General features: G+C 72.4%; 19 protein-coding genes and 1 pseudogene. 7 read left to right on the forward strand and 13 right to left on the reverse strand.

The window, feature by feature from the left end; translation table 11 throughout:
• Positions 1 to 96 precede the first annotated feature (96 nt).
• Positions 97 to 1131, forward strand: a complete 1035-nt coding sequence (locus tag AB0435_RS23065) for a DUF3533 domain-containing protein (RefSeq protein ID WP_366427854.1) — start codon at positions 97 to 99, stop codon at positions 1129 to 1131.
• 1 nt (position 1132) lies between these two features.
• Here the strand turns inward: AB0435_RS23065 and AB0435_RS23070 are convergent.
• A pseudogene (locus tag AB0435_RS23070) lies at positions 1133 to 1456 on the reverse strand (GNAT family N-acetyltransferase); the annotation flags it as partial.
• Between the two features lie 240 nt (positions 1457 to 1696).
• Here AB0435_RS23070 and AB0435_RS23075 point away from each other — a divergent pair.
• Positions 1697 to 2668, forward strand: coding sequence for a helix-turn-helix transcriptional regulator (locus AB0435_RS23075; RefSeq protein WP_366006577.1), 972 nt, complete (start codon positions 1697 to 1699; stop codon positions 2666 to 2668).
• Positions 2665 to 3237: a peptide deformylase gene (locus AB0435_RS23080; RefSeq protein ID WP_366427855.1), complete on the forward strand. Its 573-nt coding sequence runs from the start codon at positions 2665 to 2667 to the stop codon at positions 3235 to 3237. Before AB0435_RS23075 ends, AB0435_RS23080 begins: the two co-directional genes overlap by 4 nt.
• Positions 3238 to 3289: 52 nt before the next feature.
• On the opposite strand, the gene AB0435_RS23085 is transcribed toward AB0435_RS23080, so the two are convergent.
• Both AB0435_RS23085 and AB0435_RS23090 read right to left on the reverse strand, forming a co-directional pair.
• On the reverse strand, positions 3290 to 3469 hold the full coding sequence (locus tag AB0435_RS23085; protein WP_366006579.1) for a DUF397 domain-containing protein: 180 nt from the start codon (positions 3467 to 3469) through the stop codon (positions 3290 to 3292).
• Entirely contained in the window at positions 3466 to 4440 is a 975-nt protein-coding gene (locus AB0435_RS23090) for a helix-turn-helix domain-containing protein (RefSeq protein WP_366427856.1), read from the reverse strand. Before AB0435_RS23090 ends, AB0435_RS23085 begins: the two co-directional genes overlap by 4 nt.
• Before the next feature lie 155 nt (positions 4441 to 4595).
• Here AB0435_RS23090 and AB0435_RS23095 point away from each other — a divergent pair, with 155 nt between their 5' ends.
• From AB0435_RS23095 to AB0435_RS23105, 3 genes are all read left to right on the forward strand, one after another.
• Entirely contained in the window at positions 4596 to 4835 is a 240-nt protein-coding gene (locus tag AB0435_RS23095) for a hypothetical protein (protein ID WP_366427857.1), read from the forward strand.
• 114 nt (positions 4836 to 4949) lie between these two features.
• Positions 4950 to 5102: a hypothetical protein gene (locus AB0435_RS23100; RefSeq protein WP_366006581.1), complete on the forward strand. Its 153-nt coding sequence runs from the start codon at positions 4950 to 4952 to the stop codon at positions 5100 to 5102.
• A gap of 127 nt (positions 5103 to 5229) precedes the next feature.
• The gene (locus tag AB0435_RS23105) at positions 5230 to 6123 is read left to right on the forward strand and encodes a hypothetical protein (protein ID WP_366006582.1); all 894 of its coding nucleotides are present in this window, start codon (positions 5230 to 5232) and stop codon (positions 6121 to 6123) included.
• Here the strand turns inward: AB0435_RS23105 and AB0435_RS23110 are convergent.
• Genes AB0435_RS23110 through AB0435_RS23125 form a run of 4 tightly spaced genes read right to left on the reverse strand, consistent with a single transcriptional unit; the run spans position 6103 to position 11820 of the window.
• The gene (locus AB0435_RS23110) at positions 6103 to 8025 is read right to left on the reverse strand and encodes an ABC transporter ATP-binding protein (protein WP_366427858.1); all 1923 of its coding nucleotides are present in this window, start codon (positions 8023 to 8025) and stop codon (positions 6103 to 6105) included. The two genes, AB0435_RS23105 and AB0435_RS23110, sit on opposite strands and share 21 nt — an antisense overlap.
• The gene (locus AB0435_RS23115; RefSeq protein ID WP_366006584.1) at positions 8022 to 9014 is read right to left on the reverse strand and encodes an ABC transporter permease; all 993 of its coding nucleotides are present in this window, start codon (positions 9012 to 9014) and stop codon (positions 8022 to 8024) included. Before AB0435_RS23115 ends, AB0435_RS23110 begins: the two co-directional genes overlap by 4 nt.
• A 1-nt stretch (position 9015) precedes the next feature.
• Positions 9016 to 10800, reverse strand: coding sequence for an ABC transporter substrate-binding protein (locus AB0435_RS23120; protein WP_366427859.1), 1785 nt, complete (start codon positions 10798 to 10800; stop codon positions 9016 to 9018).
• 48 nt (positions 10801 to 10848) lie between these two features.
• On the reverse strand, positions 10849 to 11820 hold the full coding sequence (locus AB0435_RS23125) for an ABC transporter permease (RefSeq protein ID WP_366006586.1): 972 nt from the start codon (positions 11818 to 11820) through the stop codon (positions 10849 to 10851).
• Positions 11821 to 12234: 414 nt separating this feature from the next.
• Here AB0435_RS23125 and AB0435_RS23130 point away from each other — a divergent pair, with 414 nt between their 5' ends.
• Positions 12235 to 12711 carry a subtilase-type protease inhibitor gene (locus AB0435_RS23130; RefSeq protein WP_366427860.1) on the forward strand — a complete coding sequence of 159 codons (477 nt, stop codon included), beginning with the start codon at positions 12235 to 12237 and terminating at the stop codon, positions 12709 to 12711.
• Positions 12712 to 12878: 167 nt separating this feature from the next.
• On the opposite strand, the gene AB0435_RS23135 is transcribed toward AB0435_RS23130, so the two are convergent.
• The 6 genes from AB0435_RS23135 to AB0435_RS23160 form a co-directional block, all read right to left on the reverse strand.
• The gene (locus AB0435_RS23135; protein WP_366006588.1) at positions 12879 to 13751 is read right to left on the reverse strand and encodes a slipin family protein; all 873 of its coding nucleotides are present in this window, start codon (positions 13749 to 13751) and stop codon (positions 12879 to 12881) included.
• 174 nt (positions 13752 to 13925) lie between these two features.
• Positions 13926 to 14861 carry a S1 family peptidase gene (locus AB0435_RS23140; RefSeq protein WP_366006589.1) on the reverse strand — a complete coding sequence of 312 codons (936 nt, stop codon included), beginning with the start codon at positions 14859 to 14861 and terminating at the stop codon, positions 13926 to 13928.
• A 223-nt stretch (positions 14862 to 15084) separates the two neighbouring features.
• Positions 15085 to 15873 (reverse strand): DUF1684 domain-containing protein, encoded by a 789-nt coding sequence (locus AB0435_RS23145; protein WP_366427861.1) that lies wholly within the window; start codon positions 15871 to 15873, stop codon positions 15085 to 15087.
• 5 nt (positions 15874 to 15878) lie between these two features.
• A complete protein-coding gene (locus tag AB0435_RS23150; protein WP_366427862.1) occupies positions 15879 to 17198 on the reverse strand; it encodes an NtaA/DmoA family FMN-dependent monooxygenase in 1320 nt (439 codons plus the stop codon).
• Positions 17195 to 18229: an LLM class flavin-dependent oxidoreductase gene (locus tag AB0435_RS23155; RefSeq protein ID WP_366427863.1), complete on the reverse strand. Its 1035-nt coding sequence runs from the start codon at positions 18227 to 18229 to the stop codon at positions 17195 to 17197. The genes AB0435_RS23150 and AB0435_RS23155 overlap by 4 nt, the downstream gene beginning before the upstream one ends.
• 76 nt (positions 18230 to 18305) lie before the next feature.
• A complete protein-coding gene (locus AB0435_RS23160) occupies positions 18306 to 20216 on the reverse strand; it encodes an FAD/NAD(P)-binding protein (RefSeq protein ID WP_366427864.1) in 1911 nt (636 codons plus the stop codon).
• Between the last annotated feature and the right edge of the window lie 369 nt (positions 20217 to 20585).

Raw genomic sequence — 20585 nt, forward strand, 5'->3', positions numbered from 1 at the left:
AACCACTCGCTCGAACATTCGTACGAACAGGGTGGCCGGTCGCCCGAACGGCCCGCACCGCCTGCGGCCACCCGCCCGACCCCGCACGCTCGGGACATGGACCGCACCCCGGGTGACAGCCCCCGCCCCACCTTCGCCGCGGAAGTGCGGGAGGCGGTGACGGTCCGCGCGGCGCTGCTGGTGATCGGCACGCTGGTGCTCCAGCTCGCGTTCATCACGTCCTACATCGGCGCCTTCCACTCCCCGAAGCCGAAGGACATCGCGCTCGGCGTCGTCGCCCCGGCGCAGCTCAGCGAGCAAGTGGTACAGCAGCTGGACGCGCTGCCCGGCGAGCCCCTGGACACGAGCGCGGTACGGGACGAGGCGGAGGCGCGGCGCCGGATCGGTGACCGCGACCTGGACGCCGCCCTGGTCGTCGACCCGCGCGGCACCACCGACACCCTGCTCGTCGCCGGGGGCTCGGGCGCCTCGCTCGCCCAGGCCACCGAGGCCGTCGTCACCCGGGCCGAGGCCGCGCAGCGGCGCTCGCTGAAGGTCACCGACATCGCTCCGGCCGGTGCGGGCGACGCGCGCGGCCTGAGCTCCTTCTATCTGGTGGTGGGCTGGTGCGTGGGCGGCTATCTGTGCGCCGCGATCCTCGCGATCAGCGCCGGCGCCCGCCCCGCGAACCCCCGGCGGGCGGGCTTCCGCCTCGCCGCACTCGCGCTCTACGCCGCCGTCGCGGGCCTGCTCGGCGCCGTCATCGCGGGCCCGGTCCTGGGCGCGCTGCCCGGCAGCGTCCTGGGCCTGTGGGGGCTGGGGGCCCTGGTGGTCTTCGCCGTCGGCGCCACGACCCTCGCGCTCCAGGGGCTGGCGGGGATCATCGGCATCGGCCTGGCCATCGCGATCGTCGTGGTCCTCGGCAACCCCAGCGCGGGCGGCGCCTACCCCTACCCCCTCCTCCCGCCGTTCTGGCGCACCATCGGCCCCGCGCTCCCGCCCGGCGCGGGCACCTGGTCGGCACGCTCCATCGCCTACTTCCGCGGCAACGCCCTGACGGGCCCCCTGCTGGTGCTGTCGGCGTGGGCGGCGGTGGGGACGGCGGTGACGATGGTCTGCGCGGCGTTCCGGCGGAGCCCGGCGGAGCAATGAGTCACGCGCTCCCGAGGTCCAGCCGCCAGTTGTTGGACCTCATCCAATGGCCCTTCGGATACTCGACCTCGACCGCGCCGAGCAGCTCGAAACCCGCCTTGCGGCAGACCGCGTTCGAGGCGGGGTGGTCCACTCCCGGGAACGCGTGCAGATAGCGGTGGCGCCCCGCGGCCCGCGCCGCCTCGACGACCGCCCCGGCCGCCACCGCGGCGAGCCCCCGCCCCTGGAACTCGGGCAGCACCGCCCACCCGGTCTCCCACACCGCGCCGCCCTGCCAGTCGGACTCCCAGAAGCCGATCGAGCCGACGGTCTCGCCGCTTTCCGACTTGAACCACCCCAGCCCCCCCATCGAGCCGGGAGACCTGGGCCTCCCGAACAGCAGCGCTGGTTCATCACAGCCAGACGTCGCGCCGCCAACGGCCACGGAAGCTCACCGAGTCATGGGGAGTTGAACCGGCCCGGCTGAGGGAAGCAAACCCCTGTCAGGGCACGCGAGGTAATGGTGAACTGAGATCACTCACCCGTTCACTCACTTACTCAACCGGCATCCGGGGCAGGGGCATTGATGGATGCGCAGACCGACGTCATCACCGTCGAGCAAGCCATCGAGGCGTTCGCGGCCGAGGTCGCCTACTGGCGGGAGGTCCGGGGCCTGTCCAAGAAGGCCCTCGCGGCCGCGATGGGCTACACGCCGTCCTATGTCAGCCACATGGAGGCCGGGCGTACCAAGCCGTCCGAGGACTTCGCCCGCCGCGCGGACGAGACCATGAACGCGGGCAAGGCGATACGGAAGCGCTGGTGCGAGTACGAGGCAGCCAGAGCCCGAGCACACAGCCCGGCCACCCCGCCGACTCCGCGCCGGGCCGAGCAGCCCTACGCCACCGGGTCGGCGCTCATGGTCGAACATGACGCGGCCCGCCTGGACTACGACGGTTCCATGTACCGGCTCACCATGCGCCGCCTGTTGCGGAACACCGGAGAGGAACCGGTGACCCGCTACCTGATCCGGATCTCTGTCGACCGCTACCCCGGCGAGCCCGAGCGGTCCAACGCCCACTACCGCAAACACCCCCTGGCCTGGGACGAACTCGAGCTGACCGCGAGCTGCCGAGGAGAGGAGATGAAGTGGGAGGCCAAACACGACCGCGACGCCTTCAAGGAGATCTGGCTCCTCTTCGAGAACGGTCAGAGCCGTTTCCCGCTGTATCCGGGCGAGTCCGTGTGGATCGAGTACGCGTACTCCGTCAGCGACCACAAGTGGGGACGGTGGTTCCAGCGTGCTGTCCGGCTGCCCACCGAGCACCTGGAGGTCCAGCTCGCCTTCCCCGTCATGCTCGACGCGATGGTGTGGGGCACCGAGACTTCCATGACCGCCGAAGCGGCCCCGCTACGGACCGCTCCGAGCCGTCACGACGACGGCGAGACCAGCGTCTTCACCTGGTCCACGTCCACCCCCGCCCTCCACGCCCGCTACCGTCTCGAATGGAAGTTCCGGGCAAGGACCGGATCCGACGCGAACCAGGGAGAGTTGCGGTGACCGAGGTGCGACCCAGCCAGCGCATGCGGGACCTCGGTGTCGTCCAGCACGGCGCCGACATCCTCGCCGAGCCTGCCGGCGCCTTCGAACTGCCCGCCGAGAAGACCGCCGCCGAGCGCGTCATCGAACAGCTGACCGTTGCCATGGGCCGCATCGCCCAGGCTCACGATTTCAGCGGCAAGGGCATGGGGCTCGCGGCCCCGCAGATCGGCATCGCCCGCGCGGCCGCGACCGTACGGCCTGCCGAAGCTGGAACGGAGCCCATCGTGCTCCTCAATCCGCGGATCACCGCGTCTTCCGAAGAGATGGACGAGCAGTACGAGGGATGCCTCAGCTTCTTCGATGTCCGTGGCATGGTCCCCCGCCCCCTGCGGATCGCCGTGGAGGCCACCGCCTTGGATGGCACCACTCAGGTGACGGTGTGCGAGCGCGGCCTGGCCCGGCTGGTCCATCACGAGATCGACCATCTCGACGGCCTCCTCTACACCGCCCGGATGCGGCCCGGAGTCGAGCCGATCCCGGTCGGGGAATACCGGCAGACGGGCCGCGCGTGGGCGTACGAGCGGTAGGACTCGGCTGCCGGCCGGGACGAGGGCATGCGCCGCCGTCGGCTGAGCCGGATCAGCCGAAGCGCTCGTCCTTGACGTTGCGTATGAAGTCGGCCCAGGCATCGGCGGGGAGGAGCAGGGTGGGGCCGTGGGGGGTCTTGCTGTCGCGTATCGGGATGACATCGACGGTATCGCCGCCCGCTTCCAGGCAGTTGCCGGCCTGTCCGCTGTAGCTGCTCTTGCGCCATCTCAAACCGCGGCCTCCGCTTCCTCAAGCGCTCGCCGGTACTCCGCTGCCCATTCGGCCGCCCGCTGGTCCTCGGGCAGTCCGGACAGGCCCGTCCGGAGATTCGCCGCCGCGTCCGCGTGGTCGCCCAACGCCAGGCGTGCCAGGCCGATGCCCATGCGCGAGAACGTCGGTGTCAGCCAGTAAGCGGTGCCCGGGGGAAGGTCGCCGCCGACACTGTCGGCCAGCGTGGCCGCTTTGTCCAGCAGCCGTCGGGCGTCGTCGCGCTCGCCCAGCATGGCGAACCCGTGCGCTGCCTGGACGGCGTCGCCGACGCGTTGGAGGGGGGCCGCGCCGGGCGTGTGGTACGCGGTGAGGAACCATCGGACGATCGCCCGGGGCCGCCCCTGTTGTCTGGCGAGGTAGCCCTTGAAGTTGGCTGCCTGGGCGGCGAGTACTCCGTCATTCAGATCGTCGGCGCGGTCCTCCGCTTCGGTGAGCCAGCGGACTGCCTCGGGATCGTTCCGCGCTTCCGCATGCAGCCAGCCTATGAACTGCACCCATTCAGCAGCGACCCGGTGCAGCGCTTCGGCGTGCGGGCCCCGGGCATCACGCGCCAACCGCTCCACCGACTCCCACTGCGCCGCCGTCGCAGGCAGCATCGCGATCGCGGGCAGGGCGTCGTCGAGGCGCCGCTGCGCGGCCAGGACATCGCCCAGAGCGACGACGGTTTTGACGTCGAGCCTGGAAGGCCGGGCGATGCTGTATGCCAGCCGCGCACGGTCGTCCGACGTCAGGGTCGACGCGAGCTCGGAGAGAGCCCCGTCGGCTTCCAGCAACTCGTCCAGGGCTCGGGCCATGTCCGCGGAAGGCTGCTGCTTCCCATTCAACACCCGGCACAGATAGGCCGGGTCATAGTTCAGCGCGCGGGCTGCCGCACGCATGGTGAGGCCCTTGGCGGCCAGGGCGCCGCGTACCCGGGCGGCGAAGTCGGTCATGACAGGCTCCGGAGTGTTGACCGTTGACATCCCAGCGTAGTCAACGCCAGTCAACTCCCGCTCCGGGTCATGCGCAATCGACCATGGTCAGATCGGACCCCCGCGACCGTGCAACCGGCCCGGGGGCATGGCCCACGCTGACAAGGAGCGTCGACATGTACGACATTATCTGCCGCTGGTTCGAATGGGTACGGGCGCTTCCCGCCCCCGGAAGGCACCGTCCCAGCACCGTCGAAACCCCGGGCCACCCCACCAGCGAGCCACAACCACCCACCCCGGCGGAGCCACCCCGCACTGGTCAAGCTCAAGGCAACACCTGCGGTGTCTACCTCTGGGCCACCGCCCACGGGATCGACCTCAAGCCCAGCTCACCCCTCGCCTCCTGCGACTGCTAAGGGCATCAGCCCTCCCCGGAAACACCGAAGGCACCGAAGTCACCGAAGGCGCCAGCGGCCCCGGAGACAGGGACGTTCGTCATCGACACCCGCACCGACCGCGTCGGACAGGTCATGGGCAGCGAAGGTCCCTACATCCAGCTCCGCCCACCGCACGGCGGTAAGGAATGGGAAGCGCGCCCCGTCGCCGTGCGGCCTGTCACCCGTTCCGAGTTGCTCCGTGCCAAGGTGCGGCAGGTCAACGCCGCCGAGCGCTGGGGGAAGTGAGCGTCCGGTACCCACAACGGCGCGCGTCGCCCAACGCGCGCCGTGGAGTGCGCTGACAAGCCGTGGTTCCCGTACGCGTCCGGGTAGAACCTCATCCCACCTAGCGCGCTACCCGGTGAGGACCCGCATGGCCAGCAGCCCGGCGACCGCCCCCCGCCCCCGTGTCAACCCGCACGGCGCGGAGGCCGCCGCGTTCGTCGAGCGCTGGGTGCGGCGGACGGGGCTCACGCAGTCCTTCTCCGCGCAGCGGCGCTTCCGGAAGGCGGGGTGCGCGGCGTTCGCGGCGCGGGTGATGCCGGACGCCGAGTGCGGGCGGTTACAGCGGGGGGCGGCGTGGCTGGTGTGGTTCTTCATCCTCGACGGGCGCTCCGAGGAGTGCGGGGCGGGCGGGCTGCCGCCGCCCTACGCCGATGCCCTGCTCGATTTCCTGCCCGTGGACCTGGGCCGCACCCCGCCACCGCGCACGGCCCTGGAACGGGCCCTGGCCGACGCCTGGCGGATGACGGCCCCGGCGATGTCGCCGCGGTGGCGGTCGCGCTTCGCCGCGCACTTCGGTGAGTTCGTGGACGCGTGGCTGCTCACGACGGAGGGCCCGGCCCGGCCGCTCCTCGACCTCGTCGAGTACACCAGCGGGTACGAAGTACCGCCGGAGGTCGCCTGCTTGGCCTCGATGGACGGCCTCGTCCGCGCGGCCGTGCTCGCCTGCCCCGGCGAGCGGGAGCTCTCCCCCGAGTTCCTGGCCTCCCGCGCGCACGCGCTCCGCCCCGCCCGCTCCGGACTCGCGGCGGACCTGGCCCGCCGCGGCCTCCCGCCCGACGCGCTGGCCTACGCCGACGCCCTCTCCGCCTGGCTGGACGGCCTGCCCCGTGGCCCGGAACTCCCGGCGCGGGAGCGCAGGATCAGCCTCACCGAGGACATCACCGGCTCCCCCGTCGACCTCCTGCGCCCCCGGCGTCCGGCGCCGCCGCCCGTCCCCTCCCCGGGCGGCGACGCCGGGGTCCTACATGGTGGCCGCGAGTAGCTCACGCGTGTAGCCGGCCTTCGGGTCGTCGAAGACCTCGTCGCGCGGGCCGCTCTCCACCACTTCCCCGGCCCGCATGACGGCGACGCGGTCGCAGAAGTGGCGTACGACGGCGAGGTCGTGGGACACGAAGAGCAGGGAGATCCCGAGCTCGTCCCGCAGGTCCATCAGCAGGTTGAGGACCTGGGCCTGCACGGACACGTCGAGCGCGGAGACCGGCTCGTCCGCGATGATCAGCCGGGGGCGCGGGGCGAGGGCCCGCGCGATGCCGATGCGCTGGCGCTGGCCGCCGGAGAACTCGTGCGGATAGCGGGCCAGGTGCGCCTCGTCCAGCCCCACCTGGCCCAGGAGTTCGGCCGCGCGGCCGCGGCGGGCGGCCGCGTCCAGCGAGGTGTGGACGCGCAGCGGCGTGGTGACGATCTGCTCGACCGTGCGGCGGGGGTTGAGCGAGGCGTACGGGTCCTGGAAGACGAGCTGCACATCGCGGCTCAGCGCCTTCCGCGTGGCGGGCAGCCCGATGTCCTGCCCGTCGAACCGCACCTCCCCGGCGGTGGGCCGTTGCAGTCCCGCGAGGACGCGGGCGGTGGTCGACTTCCCGGACCCGGACTCACCGACGAGCCCGAGGGTCTCCCCCGCCCCGACCCGCAGGCTGACGCCACGCACGGCGGCCACGGGCGGCGTCCCGCGCCCCAGCAGGGTGCGCCGGCCGGGGAACTCGACCGTGAGGTCGACGACTTCGGCCAGCACGGCTCCGCCTGCGGCCCGGGGTACCTCCTCGCCCCCGGCACCGCCGGATCCCGTCACGGAGTGACTCGCCGTCGCGGCAGGAAGAACGCGCGAACCGTCCTTGTGACCCGCGACCCTCGCGGCAGCGGATCCGGCATCGCCGGAATCCGGCGCCGGCCGGCCCGCCGTCGCGGTGGACGCAAGGTCCGCCGTAGCGGCGGGCACGACGTGCGGCTTCTCCACGGCCTTCGCGGCCTTCGCGGCCTTCGCGGCCTTCGCGGCAGCGGACTCCGTCACCCCCGCGGCGCCAGCGGCCTGCCGCGACGACGCCACCCGGCCGCCCCGGTCCGGCTCCGGGTCCGGATCGTCCACCGTGGGCAGCCGGGACCCCGGCACCGTCGCAAGCGTCGGCGCCGCGCCGATCAGGGCACGGGTGTACGGGTGCTCGGCGTCCGCGAGCAGCTTGCGGGTGGGGCCCGACTCGATGCCGCGCCCGCCCCGCATGACCAGCATGCGGTCGCACATCTCCGCGACGACCCCCACGTCGTGGGTGATCAGCAGCACCGCGGTGCCGCTCTCCCACGCCAACTCCCGCATGAGCGCGAGCACCTGACGCTGCACGCGCGCGTCCAGCGCCGTCGTCGGCTCGTCCGCCACCAGCACGTCGGGAGAGTTGATCAGCGCCATGGCGATCATGACGCGCTGCCGCATGCCACCGGAGAACTGGTGCGGATAGTCCCGGGCGCGGGCGGCCGGGATGCCGACCCGGTCGAGCATGGCGGCCGCCCGCCCGCGCGCCTCGGCCCGCCCCGACCTCGCGTGCAGCCGGTACGCCTCGGCCAGCTGCGCGCCCACCGTGTGGAAGGGCGACAGCGCGGCCAGCGCGTCCTGGAACACCATGGCGATCCGCGCGCCCCGCAGGGCCCGCAGGGCGGAGTCGGGCGCGCCGACGACCTCGGTGCCGCCCACGGTGACGCTGCCCGTCACCGTCGTACGGGCGGGGTCGTGCAGCCCCATCGCGGCCAGCCCCACCGTGGACTTGCCGGAGCCCGACTCCCCGACCAGCCCGAGCACTTCACCGCGCCCGAGGCCGAAGGAGACGCCGTCCACGGCGGTCACCGTGGCGCCGCGCCCGGCGAAGGAGACGGTCAGGTCATGGACATTCAGGACGCTCACGCGAGCCTCACCCTCGGGTCGAGCCAGGCCACCACCAGGTCGGCGAGGGCGACGAAGAGCACCACGAAGAAGGCGGCGAGCAGGACCGTGCCCACCACCGTCGGCAGGTCGTTCTGGACGACGGAGTCGACGGCGAGCTTGCCGACGCCGCCGAGGCCGAAGACGGTCTCGGTGATGAACGCCCCGCCGAACAGGGCGCCCGCCTCAAGGCCGAGGAGCTGCACCAGCGGCGCGGCCGCGCCGCGCGCGGTGTACTTCAGGTGGGCGCGCAGCATGCCGAGTCCCTTGCCGCGCGCGGTGCGCACGTACCCCTCGTGCATCGTCTCCAGCATCTGGGAGCGGGAGAGGCGGGCGAAGACCGCGGCGTTGACGAAGCCGAGGACGAGCCAGGGCAGCGCGAGCCCGGCCGCCCAGGCGGCGGGGTCGTCGGCGAAGGGCACGTAGCCGGGCACCGACAGGACACCGGTGGTGTAGACGAGCAGGTACTGGAGGGCGTAGCCGAGGAAGTAGATCTGCACGCTGGCGCCGACGAGGGTGAAGCCGGACAGCAGCCGGTCGGTGGCGGTGCCCCGGCGCAGGGCGGCGACGAAGCCCGCGCCGATGCCGAGGACGACGATCACGGCGAGCGCGCCGCCCGCGAGCGACAGGGTCACCGGGAAGCGGTCGCCGATGGCGTCGAGGACCGGCTGGTGGAGGGTGTAGGAGTAGCCGAGGCAGGGCGCCTGGCAGTCGATGGGGCTGCCGTCGACGTCGGCGATGGTGCGGCCGGCGACGAGTCCGCGCAGGTAGTCGGTGAACTGCCCGGTGAGCGGCTGGTCGAGGCCCATGCTGTGGCGTACGGCCTCGACCTGGGCGGTGTCGCACTTGGGGCCGCAGGCGATGAGGGCGGGGTCGGAGGGTGCGGCGTAGAAGAGCCCGAAGGCGACGGCGGTGATCGCGAGGAGCACCGCGACCGCCTGGAGGGCCCGCCGGAGAACGTAGGCGATCACGTCAGGACTTCTTCACATAGAGCGCGGCGGCCGCGATGGAGCCGTAGATCGGGTGGATGGCGGCGCCGCCGATGTCCGCGCCGCGGAACTGCGTGACGCTGGTGTAGAGGAAGGGCACGACCGGTACGTCCTTCATGACGACCTGCTCCAGGTCGATGAGGGCGGCCGCCTTCTGCTGCGCGTCACCGATGCCCGCGAGGCGCTCCAGCTCCTTGTCGACCCGGGGGTTGCTGTAGCGGATGGAGTTGGCGAGGGCGTCGAGCTTGCTGTGGTAGCTGTCGGGCAGCAGCGTGGACGGGGTGGGCCAGTCCACGGAGTTGGTGGAGATCCACAGGTCGTAGGGGGCGTCGCCGCGGAAGACCTGGTCGTTGAAGGCGGCCTTGTCCATCGGCTTGGTGACGAGCTTGATGCCGGCCTTGGCGAAGGCCTCGACGAGGACCTGCGCGAGGCGGTCCTTCTCGGGGGCGTCGCTCTCGTAGGCGTAGGTCAGCGTGGTGACCTTGTCCTTTGCCTTGGCGAGGTGCTCCTTGGCCTTCTCGATGTCGCCGCTGGGCTTCACCGGGTAGAGGTCGTACTTCTTCCAGCCGACGACTGCGGGCGAGGAGAGGGTGGTGGCGAAGTCGCCGAGGCGGGGGCCGCCGAGTACCTGGCGGGCCTGCTCGCGCGGGAAGAGGTAGTGGATGGCCTTGCGGACCTCGGGGTCGGTGACGCGGTTGTTCTTGATGTAGAGGTCGCTGGTGTACGCGCCCTGGCTGCCCGCGACGAGGAGTTCCCGCTTCTTCGGGTCGCGCCGGGCCTCGGCGTAGAGCTCCGGCGGGACCTCGTTCTTGGTGGAGACGGTGCCGGCGCCGTCGCCACGGCTGTTGAAGACCTCCTGCGCGGTGTTGAGGATCTTCTTGCCGAAGGTGAACTCGAAGCGGTCGGGGTACTGGTGGCGGATCGGGTCGGTCTCCGGCTTCCAGTGCGGGTTGCGCTCCAGGGTCAGGCTCTGGTTCTGCTTGCGCTCGGCGATCCGGTACGGACCGCTGGCGAACGGCTTCACGTCGTAGTCGGTGCCGGTGTCCTTGTCCTTGCGGACGGGGGACGAGGAGGACTGCGCGGCCATGTAGGGCACGTCGGACTGCGGCTCGGGGAAGTGGAAGACGACGGTCTTGTCGTCCGGGGTCTCGATGGCGTCGAGGTCGCCGCTCTTGGGGCCGCCGTACTTCTTCACGGCGGCGGTGCGGTCCTCGGAGCCGGTCAGCCACTCGGGCCAGTAGGTGGGGCCGAGCTCGAAGCCGGGGCCGAAGGTGCGCTCGATGCCGTACTTCACCTGCTCGGCGGTGATCGGCTGCCCGTCCTCCCAGGCGATGCCGTCCTTGAGGTGGTACGTCCAGGTGCGGCCGCCGTCGGAGGACCGCCCGGTGTCGGTGGCGAGGTCGCCGACGAGCTTGGGCTTGCCGTCCACGACCTGATACTGCGTCAGCTGTCGGCCCCACAGCAGGGACGTGCTGTAGGACTCGCCCGCGTAGATCTTCTGCGGGTCGAGGTGGCTGTAGTCGTTGAGGTTGGCGATCCTCACCGTGCCGCCGGACCGCGCGCCGGGCTCGGCGGGGGCCGGGCCCCGGCTGTCCTCGGCGGTGCCGAGGGTCGCGGTGAGGCGCTTGCCGCTCCTGACGGCGTCCGCGCCGCCCTTCCCGCTCTCCGCCGCCCCGGAGCCCGCGCCGGCCGAGCAGGAGCACATCAGCATGACGGCGGCGGTGGCGAGAGCCGGCAGGGCTGCGGTGCGCGTGCTGAAGCGGGGCATGGTGAACTCCGTTGATCGGGAGGTGCGTTGTGAGGGTGTGGTGCGGGGTCAGCGGGCGGTACGGGGATCGAGCGCGTCCCGTACGGCGTCGCCGAGGAGGTTGAAGGCGAGGACGAAGACGAGGATCGCCACGCCCGGGAAGACCATGTAGGTGGGGTCGTCGTAGAAGACCTCGGAGCCCCGGGAGATCATGCGGCCCCAGTCGGGGACGGGCTCGTTGATGCCGACGCCGAGGAAGGACAGCGCGGCCTCGGCGGTGACGATGCCGGGCACGGCGAGGGTGATGTGGACGAGCACGGGCGCCCAGACGTTGGGCAGCAGCTCGCGGAGGACGATGTGGCGGCGGCTCGCGCCGACGGCCCGCGCCGCCTCGACGAACTCCCGCTCGCGCAGGCTCCGCACGGAGGTGCGCAGCACCATCGCGAGCGGCACCCAGCCGAAGGCCGAGAAGACCAGGATGAGCGAGGTGAACTGCATCCAGGCGGGCTCGTTCTCACCGGCTCCGACGAAGCGCGTCTGGATGACGGGGCTCAGCGCGAGCAGCAGCAGAAGTGTCGGAAAAGCGAGCAGCACATTGCATACGAAGGTGAAGGCGCGGTCGGCGAGGCCGCTGAGGTAGCCGACGGTCACGCCGAGGACGATGCCGACGACGGCGATCACGGTGACGGAGGCGAGGGCGACCAGCAGCGAGGTGCGCATGCCGTAGAGCAGCTGGGTGAGCACGTCGCGGCCGAGGCCGGGCTCGATGCCGAACCAATGGTCTGCGGAGATACCCCCGTTGGGCAGGACGGGCAGGCCTTCCGCACTGAGGAGGCCGGGCTGGTCCTGCCCGTAGTGGTCGGTGGGGTTCTTGCCGTAGAGGGCCGCGAGGAGCGGTGCGGCGACCGCGAGCAGGGCGCAGAAGGCGACCACGGCGAGGGCGGCCATGCCGGTGCGGTCACGCCGGAAAGCCCGGCAGGCGGCGGCGAGAGGGCCTCCGGACGGCGTTCCTGGGGGTCCCCCTGAGTGCACTTCGGCCATTTGCTGCCGCGCTCCTGAATCGCTCCGGCCGCCGCTCGGTCACTTGGCGGGCCTCTTTTCGGCCGGGGTGCGGGGGTCTCCCGTCCCGGGGTGCGGATCATTAGATCCGATGGTTTTAGGTATCGCAAACCATCTTTTTGAAGACGACTTTGATAATTCGTCGTTGATTACAAGGAAATCTTGCTGGTCAACACCCCTGTAACATTAATTCCCGTCTTTCTCCCGCAAAACGGGCATGCGACAGAACCCCACCCCGCGCGGGACGGCTCTCGCGAGACCTGCCTCACACCAGTTCAGGCCACTACTCAGGGTTTTCAACCAGCGACTGAAAGTGTCCGTTCGGCGTGCGTTCATGCTCAACTTGGGCAAGACTCCGGTCCGTTATCCGAAACCACACACAAGGGAGCGTTCGGAATGCGGTACATCACTGGAGGGTTCGCACTGGGGGCCGCGCTGGCACTGGGCGGCCTGGTGGCGGCCGGGACGTCGACGGCCGCGAGCGCCGCACCGGCCCCCGCCGCCGCACCGGCGGCACAGGCGCAGAGCCTGTTCCCCACGAGCCTGTTCGCACCCTCCTCGCTGGTCCTGACGATCGGTCAGGGCGAGGACAGGGACAGCTCCGGGGTGCAGCGCGCCGTGACCCTGACCTGCATGCCGAAGGCGACCGGCACGCACCCGGACGTCAAGGGCGCCTGTGAACAGCTGCGCGCCGTCGACGGCGACTTCGACAAGACGGTCGCGCTCAAGGCCGACACCTTCTGCACCAAGGAGTGGAACCCGATCGTCGTCACCGCCGAAGGCGTCTGGCAGGGCAAGCGGGTCAGCTACGAGCACACCTTCGCCAACCCGTGCATGAAGCGGGCGTCCCAGAGCACGGTCTTCGAGTTCTGAGACCCGGCTCGAAAGAGCCCCGCGTGACACGCGGCCCCCGGACACCGTGGAGGTGTGTCCGGGGGCCGTGGCTTGTGTGATGCCCCGCCCGGGAGATCCGCAATCACCGGGCGGGTCTCAAGTGGCGTACGCGGCGGGTGACTTGCGGCACACCCGGCCCGGCAGGTTCAGACCTGCTCCGCGCCCGTCCCGCCCTGCGCCGCGTCCGGCCCGTCCTGCGCGGTATCGGTCCCGCCCCGCGCTTCGCCCTCCGGGCGGCCCGGCTTCGCCGGCGCCGGCTCATGGCCCGCGCGCTCCAGGAAGCGCAGCAGCTCGACCGGGAAAGGGAGCACGAGCGTGGAGTTCTTCTCGGCGGCCACCGCCACGATCGTCTGGAGCAGCCTCAGCTGGAGCGCGGACGGCTGCTCCGACATCGTCGCCGCCGCCTCGGCCAGCTTCTTCGACGCCAGGAGCTCCGCGTCGGCGTTGATCACGCGCGCCCGCCGCTCCCGCTCCGCCTCCGCCTGGCGCGACATCGAGCGCTTCATCGTCTCCGGCAGCGAGACGTCCTTGATCTCGACGCGGTCGATGTGCACGCCCCAGCCGATGGCCGGGCTGTCGAGCATCAGCTCCAGGCCCTGGTTGAGCTTCTCGCGGTTGGAGAGGAGGTCGTCCAGGTCGCTCTTGCCGATGATCGAGCGCAGCGAGGTCTGGGCCATCTGGGAGACGGCGAAGCGGTAGTCCTCGACCTGGATCACGGCCTCGGCGGGGTCGACGACCTTGAAATAGACGACGGCGTCGACGCGTACCGTCACGTTGTCCCGGGTGATGCCCTCCTGGGCGGGCACCGGCATCGTCACGATCTGCATATTGACCTTGCGCAGCCGGTCGACGCCGGGGATGACCATGGTGTACCCGGGCTTCCTGATCTCCGGGAGCAGCCGGCCGAGCCTCAGCACGACGCCCCGCTCGTACTGCTTCACCACACGGGACGCCGCCATCGCGTACACCACGCACGCGGACCCGGCGCCAGCCGCCGCCACTACCAGTTCCTCGACCATGGCACGACCCCTTGCCCTGCGTGTCGGGTGTCACATTCCACGGTAGGCCCGTACCGGACCAAGGTCGAGCCCCCGGCCCGGGGTCCGGGCCGGGGGCTCCTTCCGCTGCTGGCCGCAAGGCTTGGGGAAGGGCCGTGCTCGCTCGCGGTCAGGGGTCCGTGGGGGCCTCAGCGATCAGAAGACGCTGACGCCGTACGCCTTGAGCGCCGGTCCGACCGGCTGGAAGAAGGTCGTGCCGCCCGTGGTGCAGTTGCCGCTGCCGCCGGAGGTCAGGCCGAGGGCCGTGGAGCCCGCGAAGAGGGCGCCGCCGCTGTCACCGGGCTCGGCGCACACATTGGTCTGGATCAGACCGCGGACGATCTGGCCGTTGCCGTAGTTGACGGTCGCGTTCAGGCCGGTGACCTTGCCGCCGTGCACATGGGTCGTGGAGCCGCTGCGCTGCACGGCCTGGCCGACGGAGGCGTTGCCCGCGGAGGTGATGCGCTGCGTGCGGCCGTTGTAGAGGTCGACGGCGCTGGGGTGGGCGACGGAGCCGTTGGTGTACTGCACGATGCCGTAGTCGTTGCCCGGGAAGCTGGTGCCGGTGGTCGGGCCGATGCTCGTGCCGTGCGCGGCGTCGGTGTAGTAGGGGGGCTTGCCCTGGGTGCAGTGGCCCGCGGTCAGGAAGTAATAGGTGTTGCCCTTGCGGACGTTGAAGCCCACGGAGCAGCGCCACGTCGGCGCGTAGATGGCGTCGCCGCCCGCGAGGTACTTCGTGAAGGTGCCGGGGGTGCGCTCGACGCGTATCGCGTCGGCGTCCGGGCCGGCCTGCTGTCTGATCCTCGCTATCGCCGCGTCGGAGACGCCGGAGTCCGCGGTGACGACGACGGTGCCGCTGTTCCCGTCGGTGACCCACGCGGTGCCCGCGACGTCCGCCGCCTGCACGGCCGCGCTCGCGGCGGACAGCTGGGCGGCGGAGTGCCGCACGGCCGCGGAGTCGCCCTGGGCATGGGCGTTCGTGGCGACGAGGGCGGACGCGGCGAGCAGTCCCGCGGCGACGGCGACGCGCCGGGCCCGGCGGGTGGGGGTGCGGTGGGGGCTGCGGTGGGGGGATGTGCGCTCGGTCCTCACGTTGTCTTCCTCCCGTGGGGGGTCTGGTGAGGCGCCGCCAAGGGGACACAGCCGTTCCACATTCTGCGTGCCCCTGACAAGCACTTCCGAGCGAGTATTCGGGGAGGACGACGCACCGCGCAAGAGCATCTTTCGGACGTCGTCCACTCAACTGCCCCTCATGCACCGGGAGTTGCTCCGCTTCCCGGGTCCGTCCGGGCTCCGGGCCCGCCGGGCCGCCGCGTCAGCCGGCGGTCCTCGCCTCGCCGGCGCGCACGGACAGCGGCAGGACGTTGCCCGGCGGCGGGAACGGGCAGATGAACGCGTCGGAGAAGGCGCACGGCGGCAGCACCGCGCGGTTGAAGTCGACCGCCACCTCGCCGTCCGGCGCCGGCGCGGGCGTGTAGAGGAAGCGGAAGCGGTAGCTGTCCGTGCCGCTCGTGCCGTCGGCGAAGACCGCCCACAGGGAGCCGTCCGCCTCGGCGGAGACCTTCAGCGTGTGTTCGTCGCCGCCGACGGTGAAGGCCAGCTCGCCCGCGAGGCCCAGCCCCCGCGCCCGTCCGTCCGCGTTCTCGACGGTGACCGTGCGGTCGCGCCCGTACGGGCGGAACAGCCCGCTCAGCACCCACTGTTCGTCGTGGTCGAAGGCGTCGATGCCGGTGAAGGACCGCCGCGCCGCCGCGCCGGGGTCGTAGGCGCGGACCGCCCACAGCCCCTCGCGGCGCATGACGAGCAGCCGCCGCGCCCCGTGCGTGACCCGGGCCGTGGCGGGTCCGCTGTCGGCGATGAGCCGGATCCCGCCCGTGACCGGGTGCCCGTCGGCCCGCAGCCCGTCCGCGGCCTCGGCGGTGAGCAGCACGCCCCCGCCGTCCGGGGTCTCGGTCCAGCGCCCCGGCACGCCGGGGATCCGGCCGTCGGGATGGTCGGCGAGCCAGGAGGTGCCGGTGAGCGAGAGCGGGCCGTAGGGCGCGGAGACGGCCTCGGCGCGCTCTTCCCGCCACGCCTTCCACTGCTGTCGTGCTTCGGTGCTCATGCGGGTCAACCTTTCACAGGGGAACGCGGCGCGGGCAGCGGGAGCCCGAGGTGGTCGCGGAGAGTCGGGCCCGCGTACTCCGTACGGAACGCGCCCCGCTCCTGGAGCAGCGGCACGACGCGGTCGACGAAGTCGTCGAGCCCGCCCGGGGTGAGGTGCGGGATGAGGATGAAGCCGTCGGCGGCGTCCGTCGTGACGAACTCGTCCAGCTGCGCGGCGACGGCCTGCGGGGTGCCGATGAAGGACTGCCTGCCGGAGGTCTCGATCACGGTCTGCCGGATGGAGAGCCCCTTCGCCTCGGCGACCGCGCGCCACCGGGCGGCCACGGCGAACGGGTCGCCGATCCTGACCCGGCCCTGGGCGAGTTCGCCGTCGGGGTCGGGGTCGATGTCGGGGAGCGGGCCGTCGGGGTCGTAGGCGGAGAGGTCGCGCCCCCACACCTGCTCCAGGGTGAGCAGCGCGGTCTGCGGCGAGATCTGCTGCTTGCGGATCCCGGCGGCCTTCTCCTGGGCCTCGGCGGCGGTGTCGCCGAGGACGACGGTCACGCCGGGCATGATCTTCAGGTCGCCGGGGGCGCGGCCGTACGCGGCGAGCCTGCCCTTGACGTCGGCGTAGAAGGCGCGGCCCGCCTCCGAAGTGCCGTGCCGGGTGAAGATGACGTCGGCGGCCGAGGCCGCGAACTCGCGGCCCTCGGCGGAGTCGCCCGCCTGGATCACCACCGGGTGGCCCTGGGGGCCGCGCGCCACGTCGAACTCCCCGGAGATGCGGAAGTGCCGGCCCTCGTGGGCGAAGGGGCGGGGCACGCCGTCCTGCGTCCAGGAGTCCCACAGTTCGCGGGCGGTGGCGACGAACTCCGCGGCGCGGGTGTAGCGGTCGGCCCGGTCGAGGTAGCCGCCGCGCCGGAAGTTCTCGCCGGTGAAGGCGTCGGAGGAGGTCACCACGTTCCAGGCGGCGCGCCCGCCGCTGAGGTGGTCCAAGGAGGCGAGGCGGCGGGCGAGTTCGTAGGGCTCGTTGAAGGTGGCGTTGACGGTGGCGGCCAGGCCGAGCCGGTCGGTGACGGCGGCCAGGGCGCTGAGCACGGTGAGGGACTCGGGCCGGCCGACGACGTCGAGGTCGTGGATCCGTCCCTTGTGCTCGCGCAGCCGCAGCCCTTCGGCGAGGAAGAAGAAGTCGAAGAGGCCGCGCTCGGCGGTGCGCGCGAGGTGGACGAAGGAGGAGAAGTCGATCTGGCTCCGCGAGGCGGGATCGGTCCAGACCGTGGTGCTGTTGACGCCGGGGAAGTGGGCGGCGAGATGCATCTGCCTGCGTCCGGTGCGGCTGGTCATGCGGTCCTCCTCGCGGTGGCGTAGCGGTTGGCCGGGCGCGGCAGGCACAGGTGCTCGCGGAGTGTGCCGCCGGGGTAGAAGGAGCGCAGCAGTCCGCGGTGCTGGAGTACGGGCACGGTCCCGTCGACGAGCAGCGGGAGGTCCCGGTCGGGGTCCTCCGGCCGGAAGTGGAAGCCGTCGACGACGCCGTCCGCGTACCAGGCCCCGGCGAGGCCGGCGAGGGCCACGGCGTCGGCGGCCGCGTGGAGCGCCACGCGCAGGGAGGCGAGGACGACGATCCGCCCGGGGTCGCGGCCGGACTCGCGGGCGCGGCACCGCAGTTCGTCGCGGACGGCGCGGACGGCGGACGGGTCGGCCGTGGCCTCGGCCCGGACGTACGCGACGTCCGCGCGGCGGGCGGCGGTCGCACGGGGCAGGGGGTCGGTGGCGTCGACGGCGACGACGGGGTGGCCCTGCGGGGGCCGGGGCACGATGGAGGGGCCGCGGACGCTGAAGGCGGTGCCCCGGTAGTCGACGTGGTGGAGCTTGTCGCGGTCGACGAAGCGGCCGGTGGCGACGTCGCGGATCTCGGCGTCGTCCTCCCAGCTGTCCCAGAGCCTGGTGACGACGTCGGCGACCTCGTCCGCCTCCTGCCACAGTTCGCGGGCGGGCGCGGCGGGTCCGCGGCCGAAGTGGCGGGCGTCGGCCTCGCCGGTGGAGACGTCGACGGTCCAGCCGGCCCGGCCCCGGCTGACCCAGTCGAGGGTGGAGACGGCGGAGGAGACGTGGAAGGGCTCGGTGTGCGTGGTGGTGACCGTCGGCACCAGCCCGATCCGTTCGGTGACGGGCGCGATCCGCGCGAACACGGCGAGGGCGTCGAGGCGGCTCGCCCCGCGCCGCGGCGGGCCGAGGGTGTCGCCGAGGGTGACGAAGTCGAGCTTGCCGTGCTCGGCGAGGCGCGCCGTGCGGGCGTAGGGCTCGGCGTCCCGGGCGTCGGTCCGGTCGAGGGCGACGGCCAGGTGGAGCGGCCGGGTGGGTACGGGTGAGGACATGGGGTTCCCTGGGGTGTGAGGGATGTGTCGGTACGCGATGGATCCCGAACTTGCAGCGTTTTCCGGCCTGTTGGGGTCAGCAGCACGGAGGCAGGGCCGGGGGACGGTCTGCCGCCAGGACCGGGAGCCGACGCGGGAACAGTTCGCGTACGGCGCCGAGCGCGGCTCGCGCCGTGGCGTCGTTCTGCCGGAACGCGGGGCCGTTGGAGCGCGGCCGGGTGAAGGCGGCACCGGCGCGGGCGTCGGTGTGCGGGCCGAGGGCGAAGCGGCGGGGGTGCGGGCGGCCGTCACGGTCGAGGATCCGGCCGTCGTCGGGGCTGACGGCGAGCAGCCCGGCCGGGGTCACGGTGGCCTCGCCGGCCAGGCCGCGCAGCAGCCGGTCGCCGGAGCGGGCGACCGAGGGCGCGGGCAGCCGCGCCTCGACGAGGGCGCGCGCCTCGGTCACCGCGCCGGGCACGGTCGGGCTGTGGGCGCGGAAGGTCCCGCGGCCGGGGTCGGTGGCGATCTCGGTGTCCGCGCCGAGGAAGCGCACGTATCCGGCCCGGGAGAGGGCGAGGAGCTGCCGCAGCCGGGGGCCGGGCGGCCCGGAGGCGAGGTAGCTGAAGAAGCCGTGCCACCAGGTGCCGATGTCGCCGAGGCCCAGGAGCTGTCCGTAGGCGGAGAGCAGACCGAGGAACACGGCCAGGTCGGGGCTGTGGCGGGGGTCGCTCCGGCGGGCGAGGTCGGCCTCGATGTGGGCCCGCAGCCCGGCCTGGAGCGATGCCGCGTCGGTATGGCGCAGCCCGGCCAGCGGGTGGTCGAGGGCGGCCAGGTCCAGCCGGTCGGCGGGCTCGGGGACCGAGGCGGACACGAGCGCGTCGAGTTCGGCGCTGCCGGGGTCGCACAGGGCGTACTTCGCCTCGAAGTCGGGCCAGCCGACGCGGGTGCGCTCCGGGTGCGCGGTGAACAGCCGGTGGTAGTGGGCGAAGCCCAGCTCCTTCTCGACCAGCGGCCGGATGTCACGGCCGAAGTCGAGCGGCCCCGGCCGACGGCGCAGCTCCTCGGCCTCGGCCGGGCCCAGGAAGCGGGGCAGCGGCGGCCGTTCGCCGCTCCAGGGGTAGTCGATCTTCGCGCGGTACGGGACGCCGCGCCGCGAGCCGACGTGCAGGACGGGCTCCCGCCCCGACGGGTGGTAGGTCAGCGTGCCGGTGCCGTCGTCGGTGTACGTACCGCCACGGCCCTCGGTGACCAACACCATGAGGTCGACGAAGGCGAGTCCGAAGCCGCGGACGAGGACGTCCGCACCGGGCCGCAGCACGGCGAGGTCGCTGTCGGCGGTGAACTCCGGTGGCAGATAGGTGAGTCCGTGGCGGCGGGCGAAGCCCGCGAGCGCCGCCTCCTCGGCGCCGGGGGCGGCGGGCAGGTGGCCGAGGGCGAGCACGACGAGGTCGGCGGGCAGCGGGTCGGCCCGGCCTTCCAGCCAGATCGACTGGCGTCCGTCGCGGGGGCCGGAGAGCCGTAAGGCGCGCCGGCGGTGCTCGTGGACGACGACGCCGGGCGGCAGGGCGGCCACGGCGCGGCGGTGCGTCCAGTCGAGATAGGCGCTCTGGAGGCGCCTGCTGGGATAGGTACGGTCGGCCAACTCCCCTGCCTCGCTGGCGATTTCGGGCCCTGCGGCCGGGATGGACCCTTCGGCGACGAGGGCGGCCCACTCGGCGAGGGAGGGGCCGGGCCGTACGGGGCCCCGCAGTTCCACGGTCTCGTCGGTGAACATCGTGACGTCCTCGGCCATGGAGTTCATCCACAGCAGCGGCGACTGGTCGCGCCGCCAGACACGGCCGCCACCGGGCGGGTACGGGTCGACGAGGTGCAGGTCGAGGCGGGCGCCCGCGAGGAGTTCGGGGGCGTTGGCGGCGATGCGCTCGACCAGGCCGGTGCCGCGGGGACCCGCGCCGACGATGACGAGGGAAGGGACGGGCGGGGTGGGGGTATCCGGGTGCGCGGACATGCGAAGGCTCCGTGGATGCGGGGATCGAACACGGGAGTTGACGCCTTCACACCGGGCCGCGCCCCTCAGCGCGACCGGACCCCGAGGCTAAGCCGGGGAGCCGGCCTGCTGTCAAGCATGTCCATTTCACCGTCCACGATGCGGACGCGCTGTCCCAACGGCATTGACGCGGAAACGGATGGCTGTTCCACTTGGCCCATGCACTCAGGGCAACGGCTGGTCACGCGGGACCACATCGACTTCGGTCGGGTGTGGTCCGCTTCGTGTCCGGGCTCCCCTGTTCCCTTCGCGGGATCCTGTACGGCCACCGCCCGTACCGCGTGATCCCCGCGGGGCCGCCGCGTCTCCGGCGGGCCCCGTGCCTTCACA

This window comes from Streptomyces sp. NPDC051173 (genome assembly GCF_040689515.1).
GTDB lineage: Bacteria > Actinomycetota > Actinomycetes > Streptomycetales > Streptomycetaceae > Streptomyces.

Excerpts from the sequence above, each read along its gene's own strand:
- AB0435_RS23065 (WP_366427854.1), top strand. The coding sequence starts at position 97 with ATGGACCGCACCCCGGGTGACAGCCCCCGCCCCACCTTCGCCGCGGAA.
- AB0435_RS23075 (WP_366006577.1), top strand. The coding sequence starts at position 1,697 with ATGGATGCGCAGACCGACGTCATCACCGTCGAGCAAGCCATCGAGGCG.
- AB0435_RS23090 (WP_366427856.1), bottom strand. The coding sequence starts at position 4,440 with ATGACCGACTTCGCCGCCCGGGTACGCGGCGCCCTGGCCGCCAAGGGC.
- AB0435_RS23095 (WP_366427857.1), top strand. The coding sequence starts at position 4,596 with ATGTACGACATTATCTGCCGCTGGTTCGAATGGGTACGGGCGCTTCCC.
- AB0435_RS23100 (WP_366006581.1), top strand. The coding sequence starts at position 4,950 with ATGGGCAGCGAAGGTCCCTACATCCAGCTCCGCCCACCGCACGGCGGT.
- AB0435_RS23105 (WP_366006582.1), top strand. The coding sequence starts at position 5,230 with ATGGCCAGCAGCCCGGCGACCGCCCCCCGCCCCCGTGTCAACCCGCAC.
- AB0435_RS23120 (WP_366427859.1), bottom strand. The coding sequence starts at position 10,800 with ATGCCCCGCTTCAGCACGCGCACCGCAGCCCTGCCGGCTCTCGCCACC.
- AB0435_RS23125 (WP_366006586.1), bottom strand. The coding sequence starts at position 11,820 with ATGGCCGAAGTGCACTCAGGGGGACCCCCAGGAACGCCGTCCGGAGGC.
- AB0435_RS23130 (WP_366427860.1), top strand. The coding sequence starts at position 12,235 with ATGCGGTACATCACTGGAGGGTTCGCACTGGGGGCCGCGCTGGCACTG.
- AB0435_RS23135 (WP_366006588.1), bottom strand. The coding sequence starts at position 13,751 with ATGGTCGAGGAACTGGTAGTGGCGGCGGCTGGCGCCGGGTCCGCGTGC.
- AB0435_RS23145 (WP_366427861.1), bottom strand. The coding sequence starts at position 15,873 with ATGAGCACCGAAGCACGACAGCAGTGGAAGGCGTGGCGGGAAGAGCGC.
- AB0435_RS23150 (WP_366427862.1), bottom strand. The coding sequence starts at position 17,198 with ATGACCAGCCGCACCGGACGCAGGCAGATGCATCTCGCCGCCCACTTC.
- AB0435_RS23155 (WP_366427863.1), bottom strand. The coding sequence starts at position 18,229 with ATGTCCTCACCCGTACCCACCCGGCCGCTCCACCTGGCCGTCGCCCTC.
- AB0435_RS23160 (WP_366427864.1), bottom strand. The coding sequence starts at position 20,216 with ATGTCCGCGCACCCGGATACCCCCACCCCGCCCGTCCCTTCCCTCGTC.